The sequence below is a fragment of the Mesorhizobium sp. M0626 genome, from assembly GCF_040320665.1.
Taxonomy (GTDB): Bacteria; Pseudomonadota; Alphaproteobacteria; order Rhizobiales; family Rhizobiaceae; genus Mesorhizobium.
The window spans coordinates 106,283-127,026 of the sequence record NZ_JAMYQD010000013.1 but is presented as its reverse complement, the minus strand read 5'-3'; the positions used below and the strand labels follow the sequence as shown (position 1 = coordinate 127,026).

Below are 20,744 nucleotides of genomic sequence, written 5' to 3'. Positions count from 1 at the left end.
TCCTGAATGACGGGTGGCGACCGGCGCACAAGCCGATACCGCCACATCGCATCTCTGTCATGCCATGGCGAGCCGGTGACATCTGCTTGCGCAACAGCGTGAACGCTGAAGTGCCCACCATTCGCCCGCATCCGGGAGCGCGGGCTCGGATTAATGCAACTCGGCCAGCAACGCCTGTGCCTCGGCGAGGTTCTTTTCGGAACCGGCGGCGAGATCGTCCATCTTACGCTCGCGGAAGACAACGAGCGCGTCCTGGCATGCGGCGATCGCTTCCTGTGCCATCGCCTTGTCCTTGTGGGCGGCGCCCAGATCGACCAGCACGTCGCACAGGCTGTCCTGCGTGAAGGCGACGGCCGGCACCGAATTGATCTTCTTTTGCACGACGATCGCCTCGCGCAGGACCAGCACCGCCTCCTCGAAATGCCCGACATTGTTTTCGGCGCGGCCGGCCATGGTCAAGGCATAGCCCATCTCGTTGCGCGCATTGGCCCAACGTTCGGGATCGCGCTCGCGGCCGATCTGCTCGGCAAGCGCCCGGTTGACGACAATCGCCTCCTCGTACAGCTCGGCCGAAGGCTCGCGGGCCGCGATCATGCTCAGCGTCTGCGCGAGACTGGTCTGGGTGGTGATCCAAAGATCGGAACCGCGGGCGATCGTGCGCACCGTGGCGAGGTCGCGGTAGATCTGAGCGGCTCGTTTCAACGTTGCAACATCATTCGTCCAGTAACCGAGGCTCGACAGACCGCCGGCGAGATTGTTCTGGTTGTTCTCCCAGACCGACAACGCGTTGTCGCGGGTCACCACGCTGAGCGCCGCGTCATAAGCGGCAATCGAGCGGCTGAGCAACTCGATGTCCCTGCCGTTCGCTGCCGACAGCAGGGCGTTGCCGAGATCGCCCTTGGTGCGCGCCCATTGCATGCGATCGGGGAAGCCGTCGTAGATGCGCGCAGCGGTCTCGAAGCTCTCCACGGCTTGCATATAGAACGCGGCATCGCCGCCAATCCGGCCTTCGCTGTAGAGGGCAAAGCCAAGGTCATAGTTGATGTTGGCCCATTCTTCAGGGTCGGTATCCCTGGAATAGGCGGGAAGTGCGGCCTTGAGCGTGTCCGCTGCTTGCGCCAGCAAGTCCAGGTTGGATGTATTGTCGCCCAGGATCGACAGGGTCTGGCCGAGCACGCGGCGCGTCTGGCCGATCTCCGTGACATCACCGCCTTTCGTCTGCCCGTCGAGCGCCGCCCGCAGCGCGTCGACCGATTGCTGCAGCAGTAGATCGTCAGAGGCCAGCTTGCCTGACATCATCAATGCGCAGCCGAGGCGGAATTCCGTCTTGGCCCAATTGGCTGGGTCCTTGTCGCGGGTGCGAACCCTGAGCACCTGACCGTAGACATCGATCGCCTGCCGCAGGATCGAGATGTCCCCCGCGCGTTCGCCCCAGTTCGACAGCGTGCCTGCAAGGCTGTAGCCGATCGAAGCGAACTCGCGCGGCGCGGCGGTATAGACCTCCCATGCCTGACGATACGCGGTCACCGCCTGCATGTAGTAATCGGTTCCCGTATCGAGATCGCCGAGCGTGTCGTCGACCGATCCCAGATTCTGCTGCAGCGAAGCCCAGTCGAGCGGCAGTTTCTCGCGCGGATATTCGGACAGAGCAGCCTGGTACGCGGTGGCTGCCTGCAGCAGCAGTTCCTTGTTCTTCTGCTTGGCGCCGAGGCGCTGCAAGGCGTTGCCCAGCGTCAGCTGGCCGTTCGCCCAGTCGGCCGGCGCGCGCTCGCGCGTCCGAACCGAAAGCGCTGCCTCCGCCGCCTCCCGCGCGCGCTGCAACGCGGCGATATCGCCGTTGATCTCGCCGATCGACTCGAATGCGGTGCTCAAATTGTTCTGGATGGTCGCCCATTGCGCCGGCGCGCGTTCCCTGGTCATCTCCTCAGCCGCCGCCTGGAAGGCCGCGACCGATTGCTCAAGCGTCGGTACATCCTTTTCGCGCGCGCCGAGGCTCGCCAGAACGACACCCAGATTGATCTGGCTCAATGCCCAGTCGAGCGGTACGCGCTCTCTGTTGTATTCCGTCAATGCCGCACGATGCGCCTCGATCGCCGCGCGGAAACTGTCCGATGTGGTCTGGCGGTCGCCGATTTCGGACAGCACGATGCCGAGATTGTTCTGCGTCGCCGCCCATTCCAGCGGTAGTTTCTTCAACGACTGCACCTCGAGCGCCGAGCGGAAGGCCGCGACAGCCCGCTCCAGAAGCGCCGTCCCGTTCTCGCGCTGGCCGAGCCGCCAGTAGACCGTGCCCAGATTGCCATAGGTCGATGCCCAGTCGTCGGGGTAGGCGTCATGCGTATAGACGGTCAGCGCCTGCTCATAGGCGGCAGCTGCCTTGTCGAGGTTTTCGCGGCCGGCTTCCCGTTCGCCCAACGTAGCAAGCGTGGCGCCCATATTGTTCTGGGTGGCCGCCCAAAGCAGCGGCAACTTTTCGCGGGTGACATAGGTCAATGCCTGTTCATAGGCTGTCAGGGCCTGGGCGAGATACGCATTGTCGCCGGAGAAGTCCCCTTGTTCCGACAGAGCGTTGGCCTCTGCCGCCTTGTAGTAGAACGCGTCTTCGTCGCTCCATTTGGCAGCTTGCTCGAAGGCCTTGGCGTAATCCTGCGCAGCCTCCTTGAAGTTGAAGGAGATTTCATAAGTCCTGGCACTGCTGGCGAAGACCTTTGCGAATTCCAGCCGCTTTGCCTTCAGCTCGGCCTCGGCCTGGTCGACCGTAGACGAAAGTTCGCCGATGCGGGCCTTGGCCTGCTCGTTGAATTTCTGCGCCGCTTCGAGCGCGCCTTCCTGAACCGCCTGTTCGGCGAGTTTCGATAGCCTGGCAATTTCGGGGTCCGGGTTTTTCAAAGTCTCGCGTTCGGCCAACACGTGTTTCAGCCGTTCGGTCTGGCCACGCAGCAGCTTGTCGAGCTCAGCCGGATCCTTGGGTATGTCGATCCCGAGCGCCTTCAGCATGGCGTAAAGCCCATCCATCGGCACCTTGCCGTCACGCGATATGGTTTCGATCTGGCGGCGCTCCGGATCGGGTAGCGTCGAGATGGTCAGCAGGAGCTGGCGCCGCTCCCTTAGGATTTCCCCCTCGTCGCCTTTCGGCGCCTCGGCGGGGGTACCGAAATAGAGCAGCCGGCGCAGGCTCTCATTGACCCAGGGCCGCTGCTGGCCATTGGTCTTGAGATAGACCTCCTCGCCGATCATGCGCAAAACGGTGCCGAATTCCTCGCCGCCCATCGTGTCGATGTGGCGCAGGATCGCTGCCGCATAGGGGCTGTTGCCATCGGCCGGACCGTCCAGCGCAACCTTGCCGGGCTCGGCGGCAAAGGCGATGACCTGGCCGAGGCTGCCGTCGACCGGGCCCTTGGCGTCGGCGCCGCCCTTCAGGGAAACCACGCCGCGCGTTTCGCCGAGACCGCCGGCGCCGATCGGCTTGCCTTCGTCGCCCGGCGCCAGCTTCAAGAGCGTGCCCGGCGGGAACGGATCGTTGCGGCAGGCGTCCAGCAGAACGATGGTGACCGGCACCTTGGCCTTCAGTTCGGCGACGATGGACGACAGCGGCACCAGCTTTTCGCCGGCATTGTCGAGCGCCGAGATATCGGCATCGACAGGGACCAGATAGTTCTCGCCGCCGGCTTCGATGCCGTGGCCGGAATAGTAGATGATGGCGACATCGGCGCCCTCGGCATCGTCGACGAAGCCTTCGAGATCGCGCCGCAATTTGCGCGCGTCGCGGTTGGTGGCGACATTGGTCTCGAAGCCGAGCCTGTCGAACATCTCCTCGAGGGCGCGGGCGTCGTTTTCCGGATTGGGCAATTTGCCGACATGCTGGTAGTCGGACTGACCGATGATGAGCGCGACGCCTTTCAGCGCCTTCGGCTCTTCAGCCAAAGCGGGGCCAAACGCGCATAGGCACAGCGCCAGTGCCGCAGCGATTGCCGCGCACATGCGCCCTGTCGCACCTGCCGTTCGCCCAAAGAGCATTCTCTACCCCAAAACCCAACGCTATCTTCCGCAGGCGAGATGGCATCATGATGGCCGGCCGATGGCAAGTCCTTGGGCGAGCTGTGTTCTTGTGGTGGATATGCGTACGAGGCGGCTGGCTTTCAGCGTGCGAGCGGTAGTGTTCAGCATGCCGGATACGGCCAGTCCGGCCTGTTCATGAGTTGACAGGTCCGGACTTGTTGAGCAGTCGTCCGGCCCCGTAGAGCCTCTTTCTCTCAATGTGTCCGGGCGAGGGGGCCACGGTTGGATGCGCGGGATTGGCACTTTTACGTCAGCCGGCTTTTTTGGTCCGCAACGAGACCCCGACTTCGCGACTGCATCTTCTTAAAATCAAAGGAATGAACTGGTGCTGCGAGAGAGGATTGAACTCTCGACCTCTCCCTTACCAAGGGAGTGCTCTACCACTGAGCTACCGCAGCCGCTGATGGCGGGGCTTCTGCCATATAGAACCGGCAAGCGCAAGGCGTCTGTGAAAGGCTTTGCCAGACAAGTTTCGCTGACATGGCGGCGCCACAATGCTAGCTATCCCTTGAACGGCAGGCCCTGCCAGTCGCGGGCGGGACGGAACGATGGACGACAAGACAAATCCACCGAAAAAGGCTGATCCGGCAAAAAAGGACGGGACTAGCCGCAAGGACCGTCTGGCCGAGCAGTTGCGCGCCAATCTCATGAAGCGCAAGACGCAAGCGCGTTCGCGGCGCACCGGTGACGCTGACCAGCGCCCGGAAGGCCTGGCGGCTGCTGAAAAAATGCACAAGGACTGACCGATATCGGCCACACTGGCCGGCCAACTTGGCCAACGGGCTCAGGAATCTTGAACCAAGCCGGCCAATGGTCTAGACGGGCCGATACGCAAACTGACGAAAACCGGCCTTTCGGGCCGAGGGGACATTCTCTCATGGATCGCATCAGAATTGTCGGCGGCAACAAGCTCGCCGGAAGCATTCCGATTTCGGGCGCGAAAAACGCCGCTTTGCCGCTGATGATCGCCTCGCTGCTCACCGACGACACGCTGACGCTGGAAAACGTGCCGCATCTGGCCGATGTAGAGCAGCTGATCCGCATTCTCGGCAATCACGGCGTCGACTATTCGGTCAACGGCCGCCGCGAGAAGCAGAATGAGGGCTATTCGCGCACCATCAATTTCTCGGCCCGCAACATCGTCGACACGACCGCGCCTTACGAGCTGGTGTCGAAGATGCGGGCATCGTTCTGGGTGATCGGCCCGCTGCTGGCCCGCATGGGCGAGGCGAAAGTGTCGCTTCCCGGCGGTTGCGCCATCGGCACGCGGCCGGTCGACCTGTTCCTTGAAGGCCTGCAGGCGCTGGGCGCCGACATCGATGTCGACACTGGTTATGTGCTGGCCAAGACCAGGAACGGCCGCCTCGTCGGCAATCGCTATGTGTTCCCGAAAGTCTCCGTCGGCGCCACCCATGTGCTGATGATGGCGGCGGCGCTCGCCAAGGGCGAGACGGTGCTGGAAAACGCCGCCTGCGAGCCCGAAATCGTCAACCTCGCCGAATGCCTCAACGCCATGGGCGCAAAAATTTCCGGCGCCGGCACTCCAACCATCACCATCGATGGCGTCGAATCGCTGTCGGGCGCGCGCGTGCGCGTCATCCCCGACCGCATCGAGACCGGGACCTATGCCATGGCTGTGGCCATGACCGGCGGCGATGTCGTGCTCGAAGGCGCCCGCCCCGAGCTGCTGCAGACCGCGTTGGATGTGATTGCCCAGACCGGTACCGAGATCACGCCGACCAACTCCGGCATTCGCGTTAAGCGCAACGGCGCCGGCATTTCGCCGGTCGACGTCACGACGGCGCCCTTTCCGGCCTTCCCGACCGATCTGCAGGCGCAGTTCATGGGCCTGATGACCATGGCCAAGGGCAAGTCGCGCATCACCGAGACCATCTTTGAAAACCGCTTCATGCATGTGCAGGAACTGGCCCGGCTCGGCGCCCACATCACGCTGTCCGGCCAAACGGCGATCGTCGACGGCGTCGCCAAGCTGAAGGGCGCACCCGTGATGGCGACCGATCTGCGCGCCTCGGTGTCGCTGGTCATCGCCGGTCTTGCGGCCGAAGGCGAAACGACGGTCAACCGCGTCTACCACCTCGACCGCGGTTTTGAGCGGCTGGAAGAAAAGCTCTCCAATTGCGGCGCGGTGATCGAGCGGATTTCGGCTTGACCGCACGGCAGTTGCTTCAGACAGACAGGCGTCTGGTGCTGCCTCCATTCACCGCCAACACTTCAAACCCGAGGCGCTAGCCTCGGGTTGAATTTGTGTCGCGGTTGCACCGACCGGAAAGACCGCCTAACAGAAGGCTGAAACCAACTTTCAGGTGTGCATTCGGCATGGCAGCCCTCAAACTCATTGCGCTCGACGATCAGGATCTGAGCATCGTCTCGGCTCACGTCCAGGACGCCGTGATGAAGGTCTCGGATCTCGAATACCTGCCTTCGGCCAAGCGTTTCATATTGACCATGAACCGCTTCGTCTGGGAGGCGAAGTCCGGGCTGTTCAGCCAGCACAATGAGCGCCGCCAGGCGGTGTTGCATTTCGACCGCGTGCTCGGTGCCAAGACCAGCGGCATTGCCCGCGATCGGCCGGCCGAGGTGCTGTCGCTTCTGGCAATCAGCTTTATCGAAATCAGCAAGCCGGCCGGCATCGTCGAATTGGTCTTTTCCGGCGGCGGCGCGATCATGCTCGACGTCGAATGCATCGAGGCGCGGCTTGCCGACATAGGCGGCGCCTGGGAAGCGACCTCGCGTCCGGTGCACAGGGTGTAGAGCATGATCCCAAAAAGTGGGTGCCGGTTTTTGTTGGACAAAACGGGAATCGTTTGTCCAGAGATCATGCTCCAACAAAGGGTTAGATCGTGATGAGATTTCAACCAAGTCTCATCACGATCTAGACGCAGCCGATGGCCATTACGCTTATCCAGTCCGATGCCGGTTTCGAGCAGCGTTTCGCCGCCTTCCTGACCACCAAGCGGGAGGTATCGGAGGACGTCGACACTGCCGTGCGCGCCATCATTGCGCGGGTTCGTGCCGAGGGCGACGCTGCCCTGGTCGACTACACGCTGAAATTCGACAAGGCCGACCTCAATAGCCTCGGCATCGCCGTGTCGAAGGACGACATCGCGCAGGCCTACAAAGACGCCGATCCGCAGACGGTCGAGGCGCTGAAATTTGCCCGTGACCGCATCCGATCCCATCACGGGCGACAAATGCCCAAGGACGATCGCTATACCGATGCCGTCGGGGTCGAGTTGGGTTCGCGCTGGACGGCGATCGAGGCGGTCGGGCTCTATGTGCCGGGCGGCACGGCAAGCTATCCAAGCTCGGTGCTGATGAACGCCGTGCCGGCCAGGGTGGCGGGCGTCGAGCGCATCGTCATCGTCGTGCCGGCGCCGGGCGGCATCATCAATCCGCTGGTGCTGGTGGCCGCCGATCTAGCAGGCGTTTCAGAGATTTACCGCGTCGGCGGCGCGCAGGCGATTGCCGCCCTTGCCTATGGCACCGAAACGATCCGGCCGGTCGCCAAGATCGTCGGGCCCGGCAATGCCTATGTCGCCGCCGCCAAGCGCCAGGTGTTCGGCACGGTCGGCATCGACATGATCGCCGGACCGTCTGAAGTGCTGGTCGTGGCCGACGGCAGCAACGATCCCGACTGGATTGCCGCTGATCTTCTCGCTCAGGCCGAGCATGACGTGTCGGCGCAGTCGATCCTCATCACCGACGATCCGGCCTTCGGCAAGGCCGTCGAACAGGCGGTCGAGCGGCAGCTGCAGAGCCTGTCGCGCGCCGAGACGGCGGCTGCCAGCTGGCGCGATTTCGGTGCGGTGATCCTGGTGGAGACCATCGAGGCCGCGCTGCCGCTGGTCGACCGCATCGCCGCGGAACATGTGGAACTCGCCATCGACGATGCCGAGGGCTTCCTGGCCAGGATGCGCAATGCGGGTGCTGTGTTTCTGGGACGCCATACGCCCGAAGTCATCGGCGACTATGTCGGCGGCTCCAACCACGTGCTGCCGACGGCGCGTTCGGCGCGCTTCTCTTCGGGCCTGTCGGTGCTCGATTTCGTCAAGCGCACCTCGATCCTGAAGCTCGGGCCGGTGCAGCTGAGAGCACTTGCGCCGGCGGCGATTGCGCTGGCCAAGGCGGAAGGCCTCGACGCGCATGGCCGCTCCGTCGCCATCCGGCTGAACATGTAGGCGGCGATGGCGGACGGCGATCAAACCCGCGCAAGGCTGATCGATGTCGAGCTCGACGAGTCGATCGGCCGTTCGACGCCCGATGTCGAACATGAGCGCGCGGTGGCGATCTTCGACCTGATCGAGGAGAACAGCTTTCAGCCGGTCAATGATGACGGCGCCGGGCCTTATCGGCTGAAGCTGTCGCTGGCCGAATCCCGGCTGGTGTTTGCGGTCGCCCGAGAGGATGGTGCTGATGTCGTCACCCATATCCTGTCGCTGACGCCGCTCAGGCGCATCGTCAAGGACTATTACCTGATCTGCGAAAGCTACTACGACGCCATCCGATCCTCGACGCCGAGCCATATCGAGGCGATCGACATGGGCCGGCGCGGCCTGCACAATGAAGGCTCGCAGACGTTGATGGACCGGCTGGCCGGCAAGATCGACATCGACTTCGACACGGCGCGGCGGCTGTTCACGCTGGTCTGCGTGCTGCACTGGCGGGGTTAGACCTGACTGGGGCGCCCCGCTCGATACTGTTTTTGTGCGGCATGAACGCCGTGCGCTCGCCGATGGCCGAGCAGCTGGCGCGGCGCATGCTGCCGCCGGCCACTTTCGTCGCCTCTGCCGGCGTGCACAGGGGCGAGCGCGATCCGTTCGTCGACGCGGTGCTGGCCGAAGAGGGCCTGACGCTGGGCGAGCGCCAGCCGCGCTCGATGGACGATCTCGAGGACGATTATTTCGACCTGATCGTCACCCTGGCGCCGGAAGCCCACCACGCCGCGCTCGAGCTCACCCGCTCGCTTGCCGTCGACGTCGAATACTGGCCGATGCCGGATCCGACCGATGTCGGCGGCAGGCGCGAGCAGATCATGGCCAGCTATCGCGACGTGAGAGAACGGCTGAAAGCGCGCATCAGCCGACGTTTTCTGCTTCCGGAGGTAAAAAACGCGGCGGATTGATGCATGTCGCTCAAAAGCGGTCCCGGTTTTGAGACAACGACATGCATAAAACGAAAGCTTGGAGCGCGTCGCTTATGACGCGATCTAAGCGTGTTCACAAGCGCACGATTATCATATAGGTTCCGCCGAAATTCCGGCCTGGGCGCTCCAGGGCGCCGGAACTGCAATCCAAGCAAAGGTATCGAATGCCGAAGGAAGAAGTCCTCGAGTTTCCGGGTGTCGTGACGGAATTGTTGCCCAACGCGATGTTCCGGGTGAAGCTCGAAAACGAACACGAGATCATCGCCCATACGGCCGGCCGCATGCGCAAGAACCGCATCCGTGTGCTGACCGGCGACAAGGTCCTGGTCGAGATGACGCCCTATGACCTGACCAAGGGCCGCATCACCTACCGTTTCAAGTAACAGTCCGGCGCGAACCGCGATGAGCATCCTGCAGAAGCTCGTGCTTGCCTCTGGTTCGCCGCGCCGGATCGAACTGTTGCAACAGGCCGGCATCGAGCCGGACCGCGTGCTGCCGGCCGATGTCGACGAAACGCCGCTGCGCGCCGAACATCCGCGCTCGCTGGCCAAGCGGCTGTCGAAGGAAAAGGCCGAGAAGGCTCTGGCCTCGCTGAAAAGCGAGGAAGACTATGCGCCGGGCTTCGTGCTGGCCGCCGATACGGTGGTCGCGGTCGGACGCCGTATCCTGCCCAAGGCCGAGACGCTGGACGACGCCGCCAATTGCCTTGGACTGCTTTCGGGCCGTTCGCACCGGGTCTATTCCGGCATCTGCCTGATTACGCCGGGCGGCAAGCTGCGCCAAAGGCTGGTTGAATCCAGGGTTCGCTTCAAGCGGCTGCCGCGCGAGGAGATCGACGCCTATGTAGCCTCCGGCGAATGGCGCGGCAAGGCCGGCGGCTATGCCGTCCAGGGTCTCGCCGGGTCGTTCGTCGTCAAGCTGGTCGGCTCCTACACCAACATCGTCGGCCTGCCGCTCTACGAGACAGTGGCGCTGCTTTCGGGCGAAGGCTTCAAGGTCCACACCAGCTGGCATACCGCGCGGCCATGAGCCTGGACGATAAGGTCACACCACTGCGCCCGAAGCGCCCCTGCCCCGAATGCGGCAAGCCGTCGGCGCGCGAGACCTATCCGTTCTGTTCGAAGCGCTGCAAGGACATCGACCTCAACCGCTGGCTGAAGGGCGCCTATGTCATCACCGCGCGGGATGACGAGGACGAGAGCGACGAGCCGAAGTAGGGTTTGGGCGGTGCCGGCCGCGCAATTCCACTTCGCCGACCTTACGCAATTGCTGCTTTGCCGGCGTCGGTATTGTCTGCGACAATTGCCCCGGAAAATCAGCGCTTAGGCGCTGGACAGGCCGGATTCCCGTGCTATAACCCACGCGCTTTCAAGGGGTGCCCCACGGCGCTTTCCTGAAATCCGGTCAGGCGATGTCTCGTTTCCCGGCGAGGCCCAGATAGCTCAGTTGGTAGAGCAGCGGACTGAAAATCCGCGTGTCGGTGGTTCGAATCCGCCTCTGGGCACCACTTCTCTCCGGTCCATTCCGGACACATAGGTTACGGTTTATATCGGAGACATGGGTAACACTTTTGGCCCGAAGGGGTTTTGGAGTGGTTCGAGCCTGCATGTCTCATCATCGAAGTAGCCCAAATCATAATCCATGAAGGAAGCCAGCCAGATATGGTCCTCGACCTGTTTGATGCCGACGGTCTGGCCGGCAAAGACGAGGCTGAGGTTGATCTTCTTGCGATTGTAGCAGATGCGGCCGCAGGTGGTGACGGTGACGGCCTTGTCGTGAAACGGATAATCGAGATCCGGCAGGCCGGCATAGATGCGCGGTGACGGCGTGTAGCGCTCGGCTGGACAGGCCATGTCGAGCGCCTGATGTGGGCGTTCTGAGTTGAACTCATTGATGAAGTCATCGAACCTGGCCTGCTGCTGCAGGAAATTGGCGCCAGCCGGTTTGGTGGTTTCCTTCTTGAGAGTCAGGTGCATGCGCTCATGGCGCCCGTTCTGCTGCGGACAGCCCGGCTGGATGCGCTCGATGTCGATGCCCAGGCGCAGCCACCAGACCGACAGTTTGCTGAGATTGAACAGCGCGTTTGGGCTGGCAACGGGAACGCCATTGTCGGTCCTTATGGCGCTGGGCAGGCCGAACTCTTTGAAAACGCTCTCGAACACCATGAAGGCATAGGCTTCCTTGGTAGTCGACAACGCCTCGCAGGCGATGAGATAGCGGCTGGCGAAGTCGGTGATCGTCAGCGGATAGCAATAGCGCCGATCGGCGAGCATGAACTCGCCTTTGTAGTCGGCACACCACAGATCGTTGGGCCGATAGCCGTTTGAAAGTGGTGTTCCCATCGCCCTGTTGCGCCTTCGCTTGCGGCGCTCGACCAGGCCATGGCGGTCGAGAACCGCATGCACCGTCGAGATCGCAGGCCGGTGAACGTCAGGATACAGCCGGGCCAACCGTTCGCGTATCTTTGGCGCACCCCAGGTCGGCTTGTCTTGCTTGAGGCGCACAATCAGCTTCTCGATTTGAAACGGAAGCTGATTGGCGTGGCGGTAGGGTCGGCGTGATCGATCCGTCAGCCCCTCAAGGCCACTGTCATTGTAGCGTGTGAGGATCTTGTAGCCGGTCTTGCGCGAGATATCGAACTCACGGCAAAGCACCGCCATCTTCTCGCCGTCCAGCAGCCGGGCAATGAACTTCAGCCGCTCTTCCATGACGTTACACTCCTTCCAAGGCACCTTGCTCTCCTTGCAAAGGGCCGAAAGTGTAATCCATGTCTCCGGAATGAACTGTCACCCATCTCTCGGGAAGGGCATCCCGGAAGCTCCTGTTTCTCAACGATTTCAAGGCTTAGTCTTTCCTAGCGGTCCACATTCCGGTACACCGGAGGTCCACAATGGGACTTGTTTTGAAGCACGTTTTCCGCACTAAGGCCGGAACTTGGCACTACAGACGAAGGCTCCCCGGCGACACCATATCCATCGTCGGCAAGGGGGAGTTCAAGCGCTTGCTCGGCTCCACGGAACGGGAGGCCCTTCGCAACTTCCCAAAGGTCAATGTGGAATTTGAGCGGCTGGTGGCCGGCGCTCGCATGAGGCGCGATGCAGGCGCATTGGCGGGGACGCCCCTAGAGGTCCACCGGGAAGCGGAGAGACGGGCGCAAGAGCTTGCGGCCATGACCGTCCATATTGGAAGTCGTGAGTTGCCCGGTAGTCACCCAGACGCTGTTGATGTGATCCGGGAAAGCTATCTGTCGAGGCAGGACCGTGCGGCAGGGGATGAGGTCGAGGACCGCGCCGTAGCTATCCTGTCCAGCGGCGGGAAGTTGTCTCGCCCCGCGCCCATGATTGAGGATGCCCGAAAGCTCTACCTGAAGGAGCGCGTGGTCGGCGACATAAACGAGACGGCAAAGACCGCGCGGGTAAACCGCAACATGGAGCATCTGTCCCTCGCCGGGGTCGGCAAAGACCGGGCCATAACCAGCCTCACCCGAGAGGATGCCCGAAACGTCCGGGATTATCTGGTGCGCGACCTCGGCATGAAGGCCGCTACGGTGCGTCGCTACATGAATGATGTCCGGGCCGTGATAAATCTGGGCATGACGGAGTTCGGCCTTCGAGACACGATGGCGAACCCGTTCCAGAACCTTCCTATCAAAGGGGCAGAGGTGTCGACCACGGCGGCGACTGATGAGCGGAAGCCCATCCCCGAGGCGATGATAGGCCCGCTCCGGCAGCGCATTGAGGCCCGCGCGGGGGAAGACCTTTGGCGCATATGGCGGATTGTCGAGGGGACAGGATGCCGTCTGGGAGAGGTGGCAGGACTTCTCCTCCCTGACGTGGTTTTTGGCGCTGCCATCCCCTACATCAATCTTGTCCCCCACCCCCACAGGCGTCTCAAGACGGCAGGCTCTGTGCGGAGAGTTCCGCTGATAGGCGACGCCCTGAAAGCTGCACAAGAGGCCACGGAGGCGGCCGGGAAAGGCCCTGCCCTGTTCTCCCGCTATGGTCGATTGCGCGGCGCTGACGCAGCCTCTGCGGTGCTCATGAAGCATGTTCGCGCGATAACCGATGATCCGAAGATCGTCGTCCGCTCGCTCCGGCATCGCATGGAAGATCGCCTCACGCTTGCTGGCGTGAGTGAGTTCGACCGAAACTTGATCTTGGGTCACTCCAGCGGCGGAATGAGCGAGCGCTACGGCGGCCCCGACGCCCGACTTGAGGTGGCCCAACGTGGTCTCAAGGCGGCCTTGGGTGTCGGCCGACCGTCCAGACGCAAACCCAAAGTGTAGCGGAGGGCGGCGTGGCGAAGCGGAACATTCCTGCGATGACATAGCGCAAGGCGCCAGAGGTCCCGGCGACCACTTGGAACCTCAAGCGGGCCGCCTTTCTTGCGGCCTCCGGGTGGGTGGTCGCCGTGTTCTTGGGCTTGTTGGAGCTTCCCGCCAAGGTGAACTCCTTCTTCAACGAGGCACCCGCAGCGTACAAAAACGTCACCGACCTCGTGCTGTTAGATCAGCAGTACTCGGGTGTGTGGACGACCGACTTGGAAGGGTGGATAGACGCGACTGACGACGAGCGAACTGCCTCCACAGTTGACGGGTCTCCCGTTGTGTTTGCGCTTGCGGGTCTACCGTGGCGAGGTCGTTGTATTCCGGAGGACTGGAGAAGAACTACGTCTACACCCGCCTTATGGTCGAGGGGCGGAAGCGATGGGGTGGCACAATAGAGGCAATTGTCTACGACTACATAGACGGGAAGAAGACCGCCTTGGCGCAGTTCGAGCTTGCTCTAGACGAAAGCGCCCGATTGCCACTTCGCCTGAAAGCGGTCCACCAAGGCCTTCACGTTTTGCCTGAAACGATTGGGCTCCACCGAAACGACGATGCCTTCCCGGACGATCTTGGAGGCATCAACGTCGAGTTCTATGAAAAGGCGCTCAAGCGCTTCAATCCCGACCGGGCGATGCCTGCCGACAGAGCCGACCAAAAGCAAAGCGGGTAGGAGGGAGACCCCGGCCGACGGACCGCTCCGGCAAGTCCTCGATCATGTGAGACGAAGATCGCCGATAGCGGCAGGAAGTTGCCCAGTGGAACGAATGCTCCGGCCTGCCCTAGCCTCCCCATTCAGCGCCTCGTTCGTGGCCCTCCCCCGCAATCTCCGCAACCTACGTTCATTCGTCCTTCCAGATCACCCGCTTCTCCCAGCGGATTTCCACGAGGCGCCTGTAGCGGATTCGGTGTGCCTGCTCCCCAGTGGGGTGGAACAACTGTGCGCTCATCCACTCCCGGCTTTTGCACTTCTGGCAAAGCACCTTGTCCCGCACTCTATCGATGGTGACGTTCCCGACTATCTCTCGCAGTTCTGCCGGTTTGTAGTATCGGGTGATGTTGCAATGACCGCAGCGAATGCCCGCCACCTGCCCCGCGTCATGGGCATGCGTAAGGGTCCACGCGGCACCTCTCGGCCACTTCTCGGGTTGCTTTCCCCACCCAGAGGGAAAACGCCGAGGTCGAGGCGGAGTTGGCGATTCGCTCGGGCGATGATCAGGGCCGGGAGGTAAGGATGATCCGACGGGGTACGGGTCACGATGCTCATTCCAGACCCTTGGCACGAGCGTAAGGTGAGGGGCCGTAGGGCGTGTTGGCTAGATAGCATGTAAACTCGTGCTCTAGCTGGACCATGGCTATGTCCTTGTCATGCTCATGGCCGCGCGGACCCACGTCGTTGCGCCACCGATTGTCATTGGTCGAAATCGACCAGCGCCAAGTGCCCTCTCGCAGACCCCGCGACTTGTCGCGCTGGATGCGGCCAACGCTATCGGAGCCCAGGAAGCTGGCGGAGATACTGCTTGTTGCCGGGCTAAGGCTCCAGTCGAGCCAGAAACGCGCTGCGAAACTGCGCACATACTGAGCCGCGTGGACTATGGTGGCACAAATGGTGATGGGCTGTCCGTCGTAGTCGAGGACTTCATAGCCCTCACCGCCGGCATCGCGAACTCTCAATCGTTCGGCTGTCATGACCTTCTCCAATTCGCTCTTGAGGCCGCAACGCCCGTAGAGCGGACGGCGAGCCGGATTGTTGAGTACGGAGTTATGTCGGGCAGCCGTGCTGCTTCTTACTTCTCTTCGACGTAAGGGCTCACCCATCGTCGGTTATCGCGCGGCTTGTCCGAAAGACGCCAAGGGCCGCTTCTCTCAAGGCACGATGTGAAAGGTGACGTAACGTCTTCACGCAGTCAAGGGATTGGCACGCTCGGTAGTGTCTCAGTTTGGAGTTGCGCTCTGTTCAAAGAAAGATGGAAGCCGACGTCAGGTAAATTCCATATACGCTCGCCCCAAGGAAGAGGAGGGCGAGGATGAGGCCGATTTGTTTCTCGCGCCTCAACGATGATGGTTCCTTCATCGTGAGCAGCACCAGCCACGCCGATAAGACCGCCATAGCCACAGCAATGACAAACATCGCGATATAGATGCTCTTCGGATAGAGGGGCCGCAGGAGAATGCCCGTCGAGGCAATTGCGAGGTTGGCAGCGATGAGCGCTTTGTAGCGCCCTGACAGCCGATGATCATTCATACCGATACTCGTTTTTTTGTAAGGGCCGCGCTTGCCCGCCTTCGATGCAGGGGGCGTCCATCTTCTCGCAAAGGTCATCCATAGACCAGAGCGCCCTCTCACGCTCTCAATCGTCCTCGCGGAAATCCTTCAGCGACGCATGGCGAAGCTTCTCCTCGCCCTTCAGGAACTTGACTCGCCCCACCAATCCCGGCTTGAGCCATTCGGCCTTCTCTTTGGCGAGCCCTTTTGGCGGCGGAGCACCGGCCTTGCCCTGTACGCGGTCCCATAGTGCCTCCTTCTCGACGTAGCACTTGATCTTGCGCCAGTTCATGGTCGAGCCGCTGCGGTAGACGCTGTCGAGGCGCTTCGAGACGATGCCCTCAAGGCCAGCCTCACAGGCGAGATGATAGACGGCCTCGCCAGTGCCGGGCATGGCCTCGCTGAACTGGATATGGCCGCCAGCCGGGATCAGCGCTTGCAAGATTTCGCGCCTGTCCTTGAGCGGCATGTCGCGCAGATCGTGGCCGTTGGAGATTTTATTTTGTTCATCCAGAATTTCATTTTGAAACGCCGTGCTGAAATCTTCCGATATATCGTTGAATTCGGCTCGCACCCGCTCGAACAGCCTGGTGGCCTCGGCGTGATAGGTGACGATGTCCATCTCCTCCGCGATGCGCGTGGCGCTCGTGAGACCGAGCAGGCGGTTCACTTCTCTCGCGGCATCGGCCTTGGAAATGGTGACTTGGGTAATCGCGTCGAGATCCCGGCCCTTTTCGGCCGTGACCTTTTCCGCTTCTGGTTTGAACACCGAAGGATTGATACCGGAATAGAACCGGGCGGGCTTCTTTTCATCGTCAGCCAGCTTGTAGGCGGCGGAGATAGCATCATCGCCGAATTTCTCGACCGTTCTTTGAAGCTCGGCAAGAGGCGCTGGCAAGGCGTGCTTTACGGCGTCCCGACGCCTCTCCAGGGTAATGGTCGAGTGACCGGCGCGAGCCAACTCATCGATCTCGTTATTACACGCATCGCGCGCGTCGAGCAGCTGGCCGACGTTTTCGACGAGCTTCGTCAATAGAGTGGCGCGGTCACTCGTCAGATCAGCAATTTCTTTTGCCTTGGCATCGGCAATTTTTTTTTGCCTTGTCATCGGCGGAAACATTCGCGACCTGCTTCGCAATCGCAATCGCAATCTTGCCATCGCAATCGGCGAGTTCCTTCATCAGCCTGGTCGCGCTGTCGATCAGCGTTTCAGCTGGAGGTCCATTCGGGTGCTTAGCCATTTCTACTTCTCCCCTTTCATTTCATTCTGGATGAAGCCCTTTGCCCGGTTCATGCCGATCAAGAACAGGTCCATATCTCGGTCTCATCCATGACGAAGTTGAGCCAGTTGGTACTGCCGACATTGAGGGTCGCCAGCCGGAACGGATAAGACGGCGGCATGGCCCACTTTTTGTCGTCGTCCTTCTCTTGTTCTCGTCGAGCTTCGAAGCGCTTGCTGGCCTCCCTCAGCTGGTCGATCGCATCGCGATCACGCTGGTTGCGAATCGTGAACGCGACCGTGCCGACATCCGTGACAAGGCTGCTCAAGCGTGCGCGGCGCTGATAGGGTTTCGCCAACGTCGTGCTCATCAGCGGCACGGCGACCGTCGGCACGTCCGGCATTGTCAGCCTGAAAGCATCGACCGGGAGGTTTGAAAAAATACCGCCGTCAAGAAACGCAACCTGATCGATCCCGGCAAACTCGTCGTGTTTGTCTTTGTCGACGAGCTCTGCAAGTCTGACCGAGATAAAACTCTCCCACGTCTTCTTGTTGACGTCGAAAAGGGCCGGCTCGAAGAACAGTGGGATCGACATCGAGGCTCGCACCAGGGCGGCGGGCGAGTTGGAATTCGTTTCCACCGACAGATATCTGACGTCGCGGGGGAATTGAAACTTCACGCCGACGGGCGTGCAGGCCGCCATGATCTGAAGCAGGTCCTCTCCAAGTTGTTTGTCGCCAGTTTGCTTGTCGTCGCCAAGCTGCCACGATGCAAACAAGGCCTGTTCTGGACTGGCGGTGGTTGCGTCGCGCAATTGCTTGCCGACATCTCTCAGCGTGTTGAACAATTCGTCGACGGTTCGAAGTCCGTTCTCAGCCAGGACGCCGCGCAGCCAATCTTCGAAGGCATTCCCGGGGTTGAGCCCACGCTTGCGCAGTATCTGGCGCAGCGCTCTAAGCCAGGCCGGCCAAGCCGAAGGAAGCAAGGAGATTCGCTTGAGCAGAAATTGCTTGATGAGCCTGCGCGTGCGAAACGGCCCGTCGATGAACGCGCTCATCGGCATGCCGCCGACGATTTCCACCACCTTTTCATGGGTGGGGTCGAGCAGGTTTTTGCCGCGCACGGCTGCCAAGCCCATCGCCATGATGGCGCCGGCCGAAGCTCCGGCGATACCGGCAAAGCGGACGCCGGCCAATTCAAGGCCGGTGACGAATCCGGCATGCGCAAGGCCGAGAACACCACCGCCCTGCAGGACGATGTTGGCAATGCGATATGGCTCGCCGCTTCCGTCCGGTTTGACGTCGCGAAACAGCCGCAGCTCCCCCGTATCGTTCATGGCTGCCGCCTTCAGCCAAAAGAACTCATCCATTTTGGATTTGGACGGGTGCTTATCGTCCGGCTTTTTGGCCTCGGCGATGATCTCGCCTTTCAGCTTCAGGAAGTCAGGATTATTCCAGACATTCAGTGCCATTGTTCTTAGCCCCACCCCTCGCGGCAATGTCTCCAGGCAGCGTCTTGGGCACGACCCCCACTTCCGATCATGTTTCGGCCGGCGGAGGCCTTGTCTGCCTAAGGCTTCGGCGCCTGTTCCTCGTTTCGCGGTCTTCTTGTACGCAAGATAAGCCGCGTGGCTCAGCCCAAGCAGCGCTACGAAGCCTTGGTCAATCGTTGGGAAGTCCTTGATAAACGGCAACTTGCTGTCGACGATCATCTTGTCGGAGAGTGCCCCTGCATAGATCGAAACCAGCAGGATCGTGAACGCCAACTGCTGTACCTTGCTGACGTCGATCTGCGCGTATCCGGCGGTGGTATCGCCGCGGACGATGTCCATCCAGCGCGCTTCCGGCGCCTCCTCCTTGGACGGCACATTATTGTCGAGCTTGACGGTCTTCGTCAGCGCATCTTCCGCCTTCACCGTGGCCTCGACGCGCTCGACCAGCGCGGCCGTCGGCTTCTTGTCCTTCTTTCGGCTCTCCACCAACACCGGCGCGGTGACGAAGCTGAACGCACCGATGCCCAGCAAAGCCCAAACCTCCGGTGGCACCTTGATGGCGAGCGGCGTGACGTCGCCGAGCGCGGCGTTCGACAGGCCGGCTGTCATCAATGCGGAGACAAGCAACACCGTCCACAAAACGAGCTGGAAGCGTGCAAGGCTGATACGGTTGCGATCGTCGATGAAGATGCCGTCCAGCCGCTGCTTGAACGCATTGCCGACATAGGCAAGCAGTGCCGCAAATGTGACTGCCGTTATCGCCCACGCCCAGACCCGGCCGAAGTCATAGCTGGAATTGCCGCCCAACGCGATGTTGACGAAAGCGCGACGGCGATGGCGAAGATGAGAACGCCCAGGCCCTTCATGGAGGAATCTCCTTCAGCAATGCGGACGAAAGCCGCGAACAGTCATGATCGAAAGCCAGCGACGACGACTGGCAGGCGGATGGGAGCCGGCGGCGATACGATGCCGCCGGCAGCGCTCATCGAGCGGCATCGACGTCATTGCGCAGTTTTGAAAGCTGCCCGAAGAAGCGATCGCCTGGACAGTCCGTGCTCTTGCACTGACGATGGCCGATGATGTCGGCGGTGCTCATGCCATATTGGTTGCATAGCCAGGCACAGAGCTGGACCAGCGCCGTCCACTGCGCGGCCGGGGGCAGGCCGACCATATAGGTGCCCTCGTTTTCGATGCCGACGTAGTCGCTGTTGCAGGCATCGCCGGCATGCGCTCCCAGCACGTGCTTCTGGCCGGCGCGGGCTATTTCAAGGCTGCGGTGCCGACCTTCCAGCATGTGCCCGCCGCGGCTGACGGTGAAGTGCTGGCCGGTATCCTTCCAGTTTCGCTGTGGCCCCATGTGAAAGCTCTGGATATTTCGAGCCAGCTGCTTGGCATGCACCAGGGATGTATCAGCGACATTGGCGCTGGCCGTGTGGTGAATGACAATGCCTTTGGGCCGCCTGTTCAGAACCGCGATCGCGCTCTTGGGCGGATGTGCCCCCCAGGACGCGGTATCATGGATCACCGGCGCCGCTGCCAGTTCCAGCATGGATGCGGGCGCCAATTCGAGCCCGGCTGATTCCATCAGCTGCGTCGTGCCGTGGCATCCGCAATCGGGCTTTGCGCCATAGACCTGCCCGATGTAGCTGTCCGCACCGAGCTGGCTCGTTGTTGCTAACTCCCTCAGGGTGTCCAACCCGTCGTCGAGCCATGCCGCTGCCGCCGGATCGGCCACACTCTTCATGGCAAGACCTTCCGTTGCTCCAGCATGGGCACGGTAGGCGTCGAGAGCGACCTGGGCATAGCGTTCGCGGCTCGGGTAGTTTGGCACACCCGCCACCAGATATTTGCGTTCGAAAACCCGGACCGCCCTGACCAGATCCGTTTCCCGCAGCAAGGCGCGACTGGCGTAGTCGTGCGTCGTCGACAGTTCGTGTTTCAAGAAGCCGTAATTGGCCTGGTCGGAATCGATGTCGAGATGTTGCCGGCTGCACCATGCCTCGAAGGCACGCCGTCGAGGACCCGTCCATTGCTCCCAGCCGTAGCCGCCGCGCCCCGCAATCGGATGCACTTCCTGCATCGTGTGGAAGCCATTGCACTCATGGCCGGTATTGCCCAGCACCGCCGCCGTCTGCACGGTGGTGAAGTGGAAGTCGCGTTTCAAGGCATCCATTATCGACGGCGCCTTTTCGATGAAAAGTCGGTAGTTGGCCATCTTC

19 protein-coding genes and 2 tRNA genes are annotated in these 20,744 nt (G+C 61.6%); 12 read left to right on the top strand and 9 right to left on the bottom strand.

Annotated features, from left to right (window positions below):
- Positions 1 to 150: 150 nt before the first annotated feature.
- Both NKI37_RS18170 and NKI37_RS18165 read right to left on the bottom strand, forming a co-directional pair.
- The gene (locus NKI37_RS18170; protein WP_352789330.1) at positions 151 to 3,981 is read right to left on the bottom strand and encodes a caspase family protein; all 3,831 of its coding nucleotides are present in this window, start codon (positions 3,979 to 3,981) and stop codon (positions 151 to 153) included.
- 401 nt (positions 3,982 to 4,382) lie between these two features.
- Positions 4,383 to 4,457, bottom strand: a tRNA-Thr gene (locus tag NKI37_RS18165).
- A gap of 150 nt (positions 4,458 to 4,607) precedes the next feature.
- Here NKI37_RS18165 and NKI37_RS18160 point away from each other — a divergent pair.
- The 10 genes from NKI37_RS18160 to NKI37_RS18115 all read left to right on the top strand — a co-directional run bounded on the left by NKI37_RS18160 (position 4,608) and on the right by NKI37_RS18115 (position 10,730).
- On the top strand, positions 4,608 to 4,802 hold the full coding sequence (locus NKI37_RS18160) for a hypothetical protein (protein ID WP_023832768.1): 195 nt from the start codon (positions 4,608 to 4,610) through the stop codon (positions 4,800 to 4,802).
- Positions 4,803 to 4,936: 134 nt separating this feature from the next.
- Positions 4,937 to 6,229 carry a UDP-N-acetylglucosamine 1-carboxyvinyltransferase gene (gene murA / locus NKI37_RS18155; protein WP_023727782.1) on the top strand — a complete coding sequence of 431 codons (1,293 nt, stop codon included), beginning with the start codon at positions 4,937 to 4,939 and terminating at the stop codon, positions 6,227 to 6,229.
- A 167-nt stretch (positions 6,230 to 6,396) separates the two neighbouring features.
- Entirely contained in the window at positions 6,397 to 6,831 is a 435-nt protein-coding gene (locus NKI37_RS18150) for a DUF2948 family protein (protein ID WP_023692404.1), read from the top strand.
- A 134-nt stretch (positions 6,832 to 6,965) separates the two neighbouring features.
- On the top strand, positions 6,966 to 8,258 hold the full coding sequence (gene hisD / locus NKI37_RS18145) for a histidinol dehydrogenase (RefSeq protein WP_352544002.1): 1,293 nt from the start codon (positions 6,966 to 6,968) through the stop codon (positions 8,256 to 8,258).
- 6 nt (positions 8,259 to 8,264) lie between these two features.
- A complete protein-coding gene (locus tag NKI37_RS18140; protein WP_023669283.1) occupies positions 8,265 to 8,750 on the top strand; it encodes a UPF0262 family protein in 486 nt (161 codons plus the stop codon).
- Entirely contained in the window at positions 8,738 to 9,202 is a 465-nt protein-coding gene (locus NKI37_RS18135; protein ID WP_081725519.1) for an arsenate-mycothiol transferase ArsC, read from the top strand. Before NKI37_RS18140 ends, NKI37_RS18135 begins: the two co-directional genes overlap by 13 nt.
- A 185-nt stretch (positions 9,203 to 9,387) precedes the next feature.
- Positions 9,388 to 9,606, top strand: coding sequence for a translation initiation factor IF-1 (gene infA / locus NKI37_RS18130; protein WP_006200926.1), 219 nt, complete (start codon positions 9,388 to 9,390; stop codon positions 9,604 to 9,606).
- 19 nt (positions 9,607 to 9,625) lie between these two features.
- Entirely contained in the window at positions 9,626 to 10,252 is a 627-nt protein-coding gene (locus NKI37_RS18125; protein WP_023747220.1) for a Maf-like protein, read from the top strand.
- On the top strand, positions 10,249 to 10,440 hold the full coding sequence (yacG, locus tag NKI37_RS18120; RefSeq protein ID WP_023669280.1) for a DNA gyrase inhibitor YacG: 192 nt from the start codon (positions 10,249 to 10,251) through the stop codon (positions 10,438 to 10,440). The genes NKI37_RS18125 and yacG overlap by 4 nt, the downstream gene beginning before the upstream one ends.
- Positions 10,441 to 10,654: 214 nt before the next feature.
- Positions 10,655 to 10,730 (top strand) — tRNA-Phe (locus tag NKI37_RS18115).
- Positions 10,731 to 10,767: 37 nt separating this feature from the next.
- Here the strand turns inward: NKI37_RS18115 and NKI37_RS18110 are convergent.
- Positions 10,768 to 11,955, bottom strand: coding sequence for a helix-turn-helix domain-containing protein (locus NKI37_RS18110; protein WP_502896370.1), 1,188 nt, complete (start codon positions 11,953 to 11,955; stop codon positions 10,768 to 10,770).
- Positions 11,956 to 12,113: 158 nt separating this feature from the next.
- Between NKI37_RS18110 and NKI37_RS31960 the strand changes: the two genes are divergently transcribed.
- Both NKI37_RS31960 and NKI37_RS18100 read left to right on the top strand, forming a co-directional pair.
- Positions 12,114 to 13,508, top strand: coding sequence for a DUF6538 domain-containing protein (locus tag NKI37_RS31960; protein ID WP_502896369.1), 1,395 nt, complete (start codon positions 12,114 to 12,116; stop codon positions 13,506 to 13,508).
- 478 nt (positions 13,509 to 13,986) lie between these two features.
- Positions 13,987 to 14,220 (top strand): hypothetical protein, encoded by a 234-nt coding sequence (locus NKI37_RS18100; RefSeq protein WP_352789823.1) that lies wholly within the window; start codon positions 13,987 to 13,989, stop codon positions 14,218 to 14,220.
- A gap of 590 nt (positions 14,221 to 14,810) precedes the next feature.
- On the opposite strand, the gene NKI37_RS18095 is transcribed toward NKI37_RS18100, so the two are convergent.
- The 6 genes from NKI37_RS18095 to NKI37_RS18070 form a co-directional block, all read right to left on the bottom strand.
- Positions 14,811 to 15,236: a hypothetical protein gene (locus tag NKI37_RS18095; RefSeq protein WP_352789820.1), complete on the bottom strand. Its 426-nt coding sequence runs from the start codon at positions 15,234 to 15,236 to the stop codon at positions 14,811 to 14,813.
- Between the two features lie 268 nt (positions 15,237 to 15,504).
- On the bottom strand, positions 15,505 to 15,792 hold the full coding sequence (locus tag NKI37_RS18090) for a hypothetical protein (RefSeq protein ID WP_352763729.1): 288 nt from the start codon (positions 15,790 to 15,792) through the stop codon (positions 15,505 to 15,507).
- A 106-nt stretch (positions 15,793 to 15,898) separates the two neighbouring features.
- A complete protein-coding gene (locus NKI37_RS31955) occupies positions 15,899 to 16,933 on the bottom strand; it encodes an ATP-dependent DNA ligase (protein ID WP_502896368.1) in 1,035 nt (344 codons plus the stop codon).
- Positions 16,872 to 17,054 carry a hypothetical protein gene (locus NKI37_RS18080; RefSeq protein ID WP_352763732.1) on the bottom strand — a complete coding sequence of 61 codons (183 nt, stop codon included), beginning with the start codon at positions 17,052 to 17,054 and terminating at the stop codon, positions 16,872 to 16,874. The genes NKI37_RS31955 and NKI37_RS18080 overlap by 62 nt, the downstream gene beginning before the upstream one ends.
- 58 nt (positions 17,055 to 17,112) lie before the next feature.
- Positions 17,113 to 19,332: a patatin-like phospholipase family protein gene (locus NKI37_RS18075; protein WP_352789817.1), complete on the bottom strand. Its 2,220-nt coding sequence runs from the start codon at positions 19,330 to 19,332 to the stop codon at positions 17,113 to 17,115.
- Between the two features lie 175 nt (positions 19,333 to 19,507).
- On the bottom strand, positions 19,508 to 20,740 hold the full coding sequence (locus tag NKI37_RS18070; protein ID WP_352789814.1) for a phage tail tip lysozyme: 1,233 nt from the start codon (positions 20,738 to 20,740) through the stop codon (positions 19,508 to 19,510).
- Between the last annotated feature and the right edge of the window lie 4 nt (positions 20,741 to 20,744).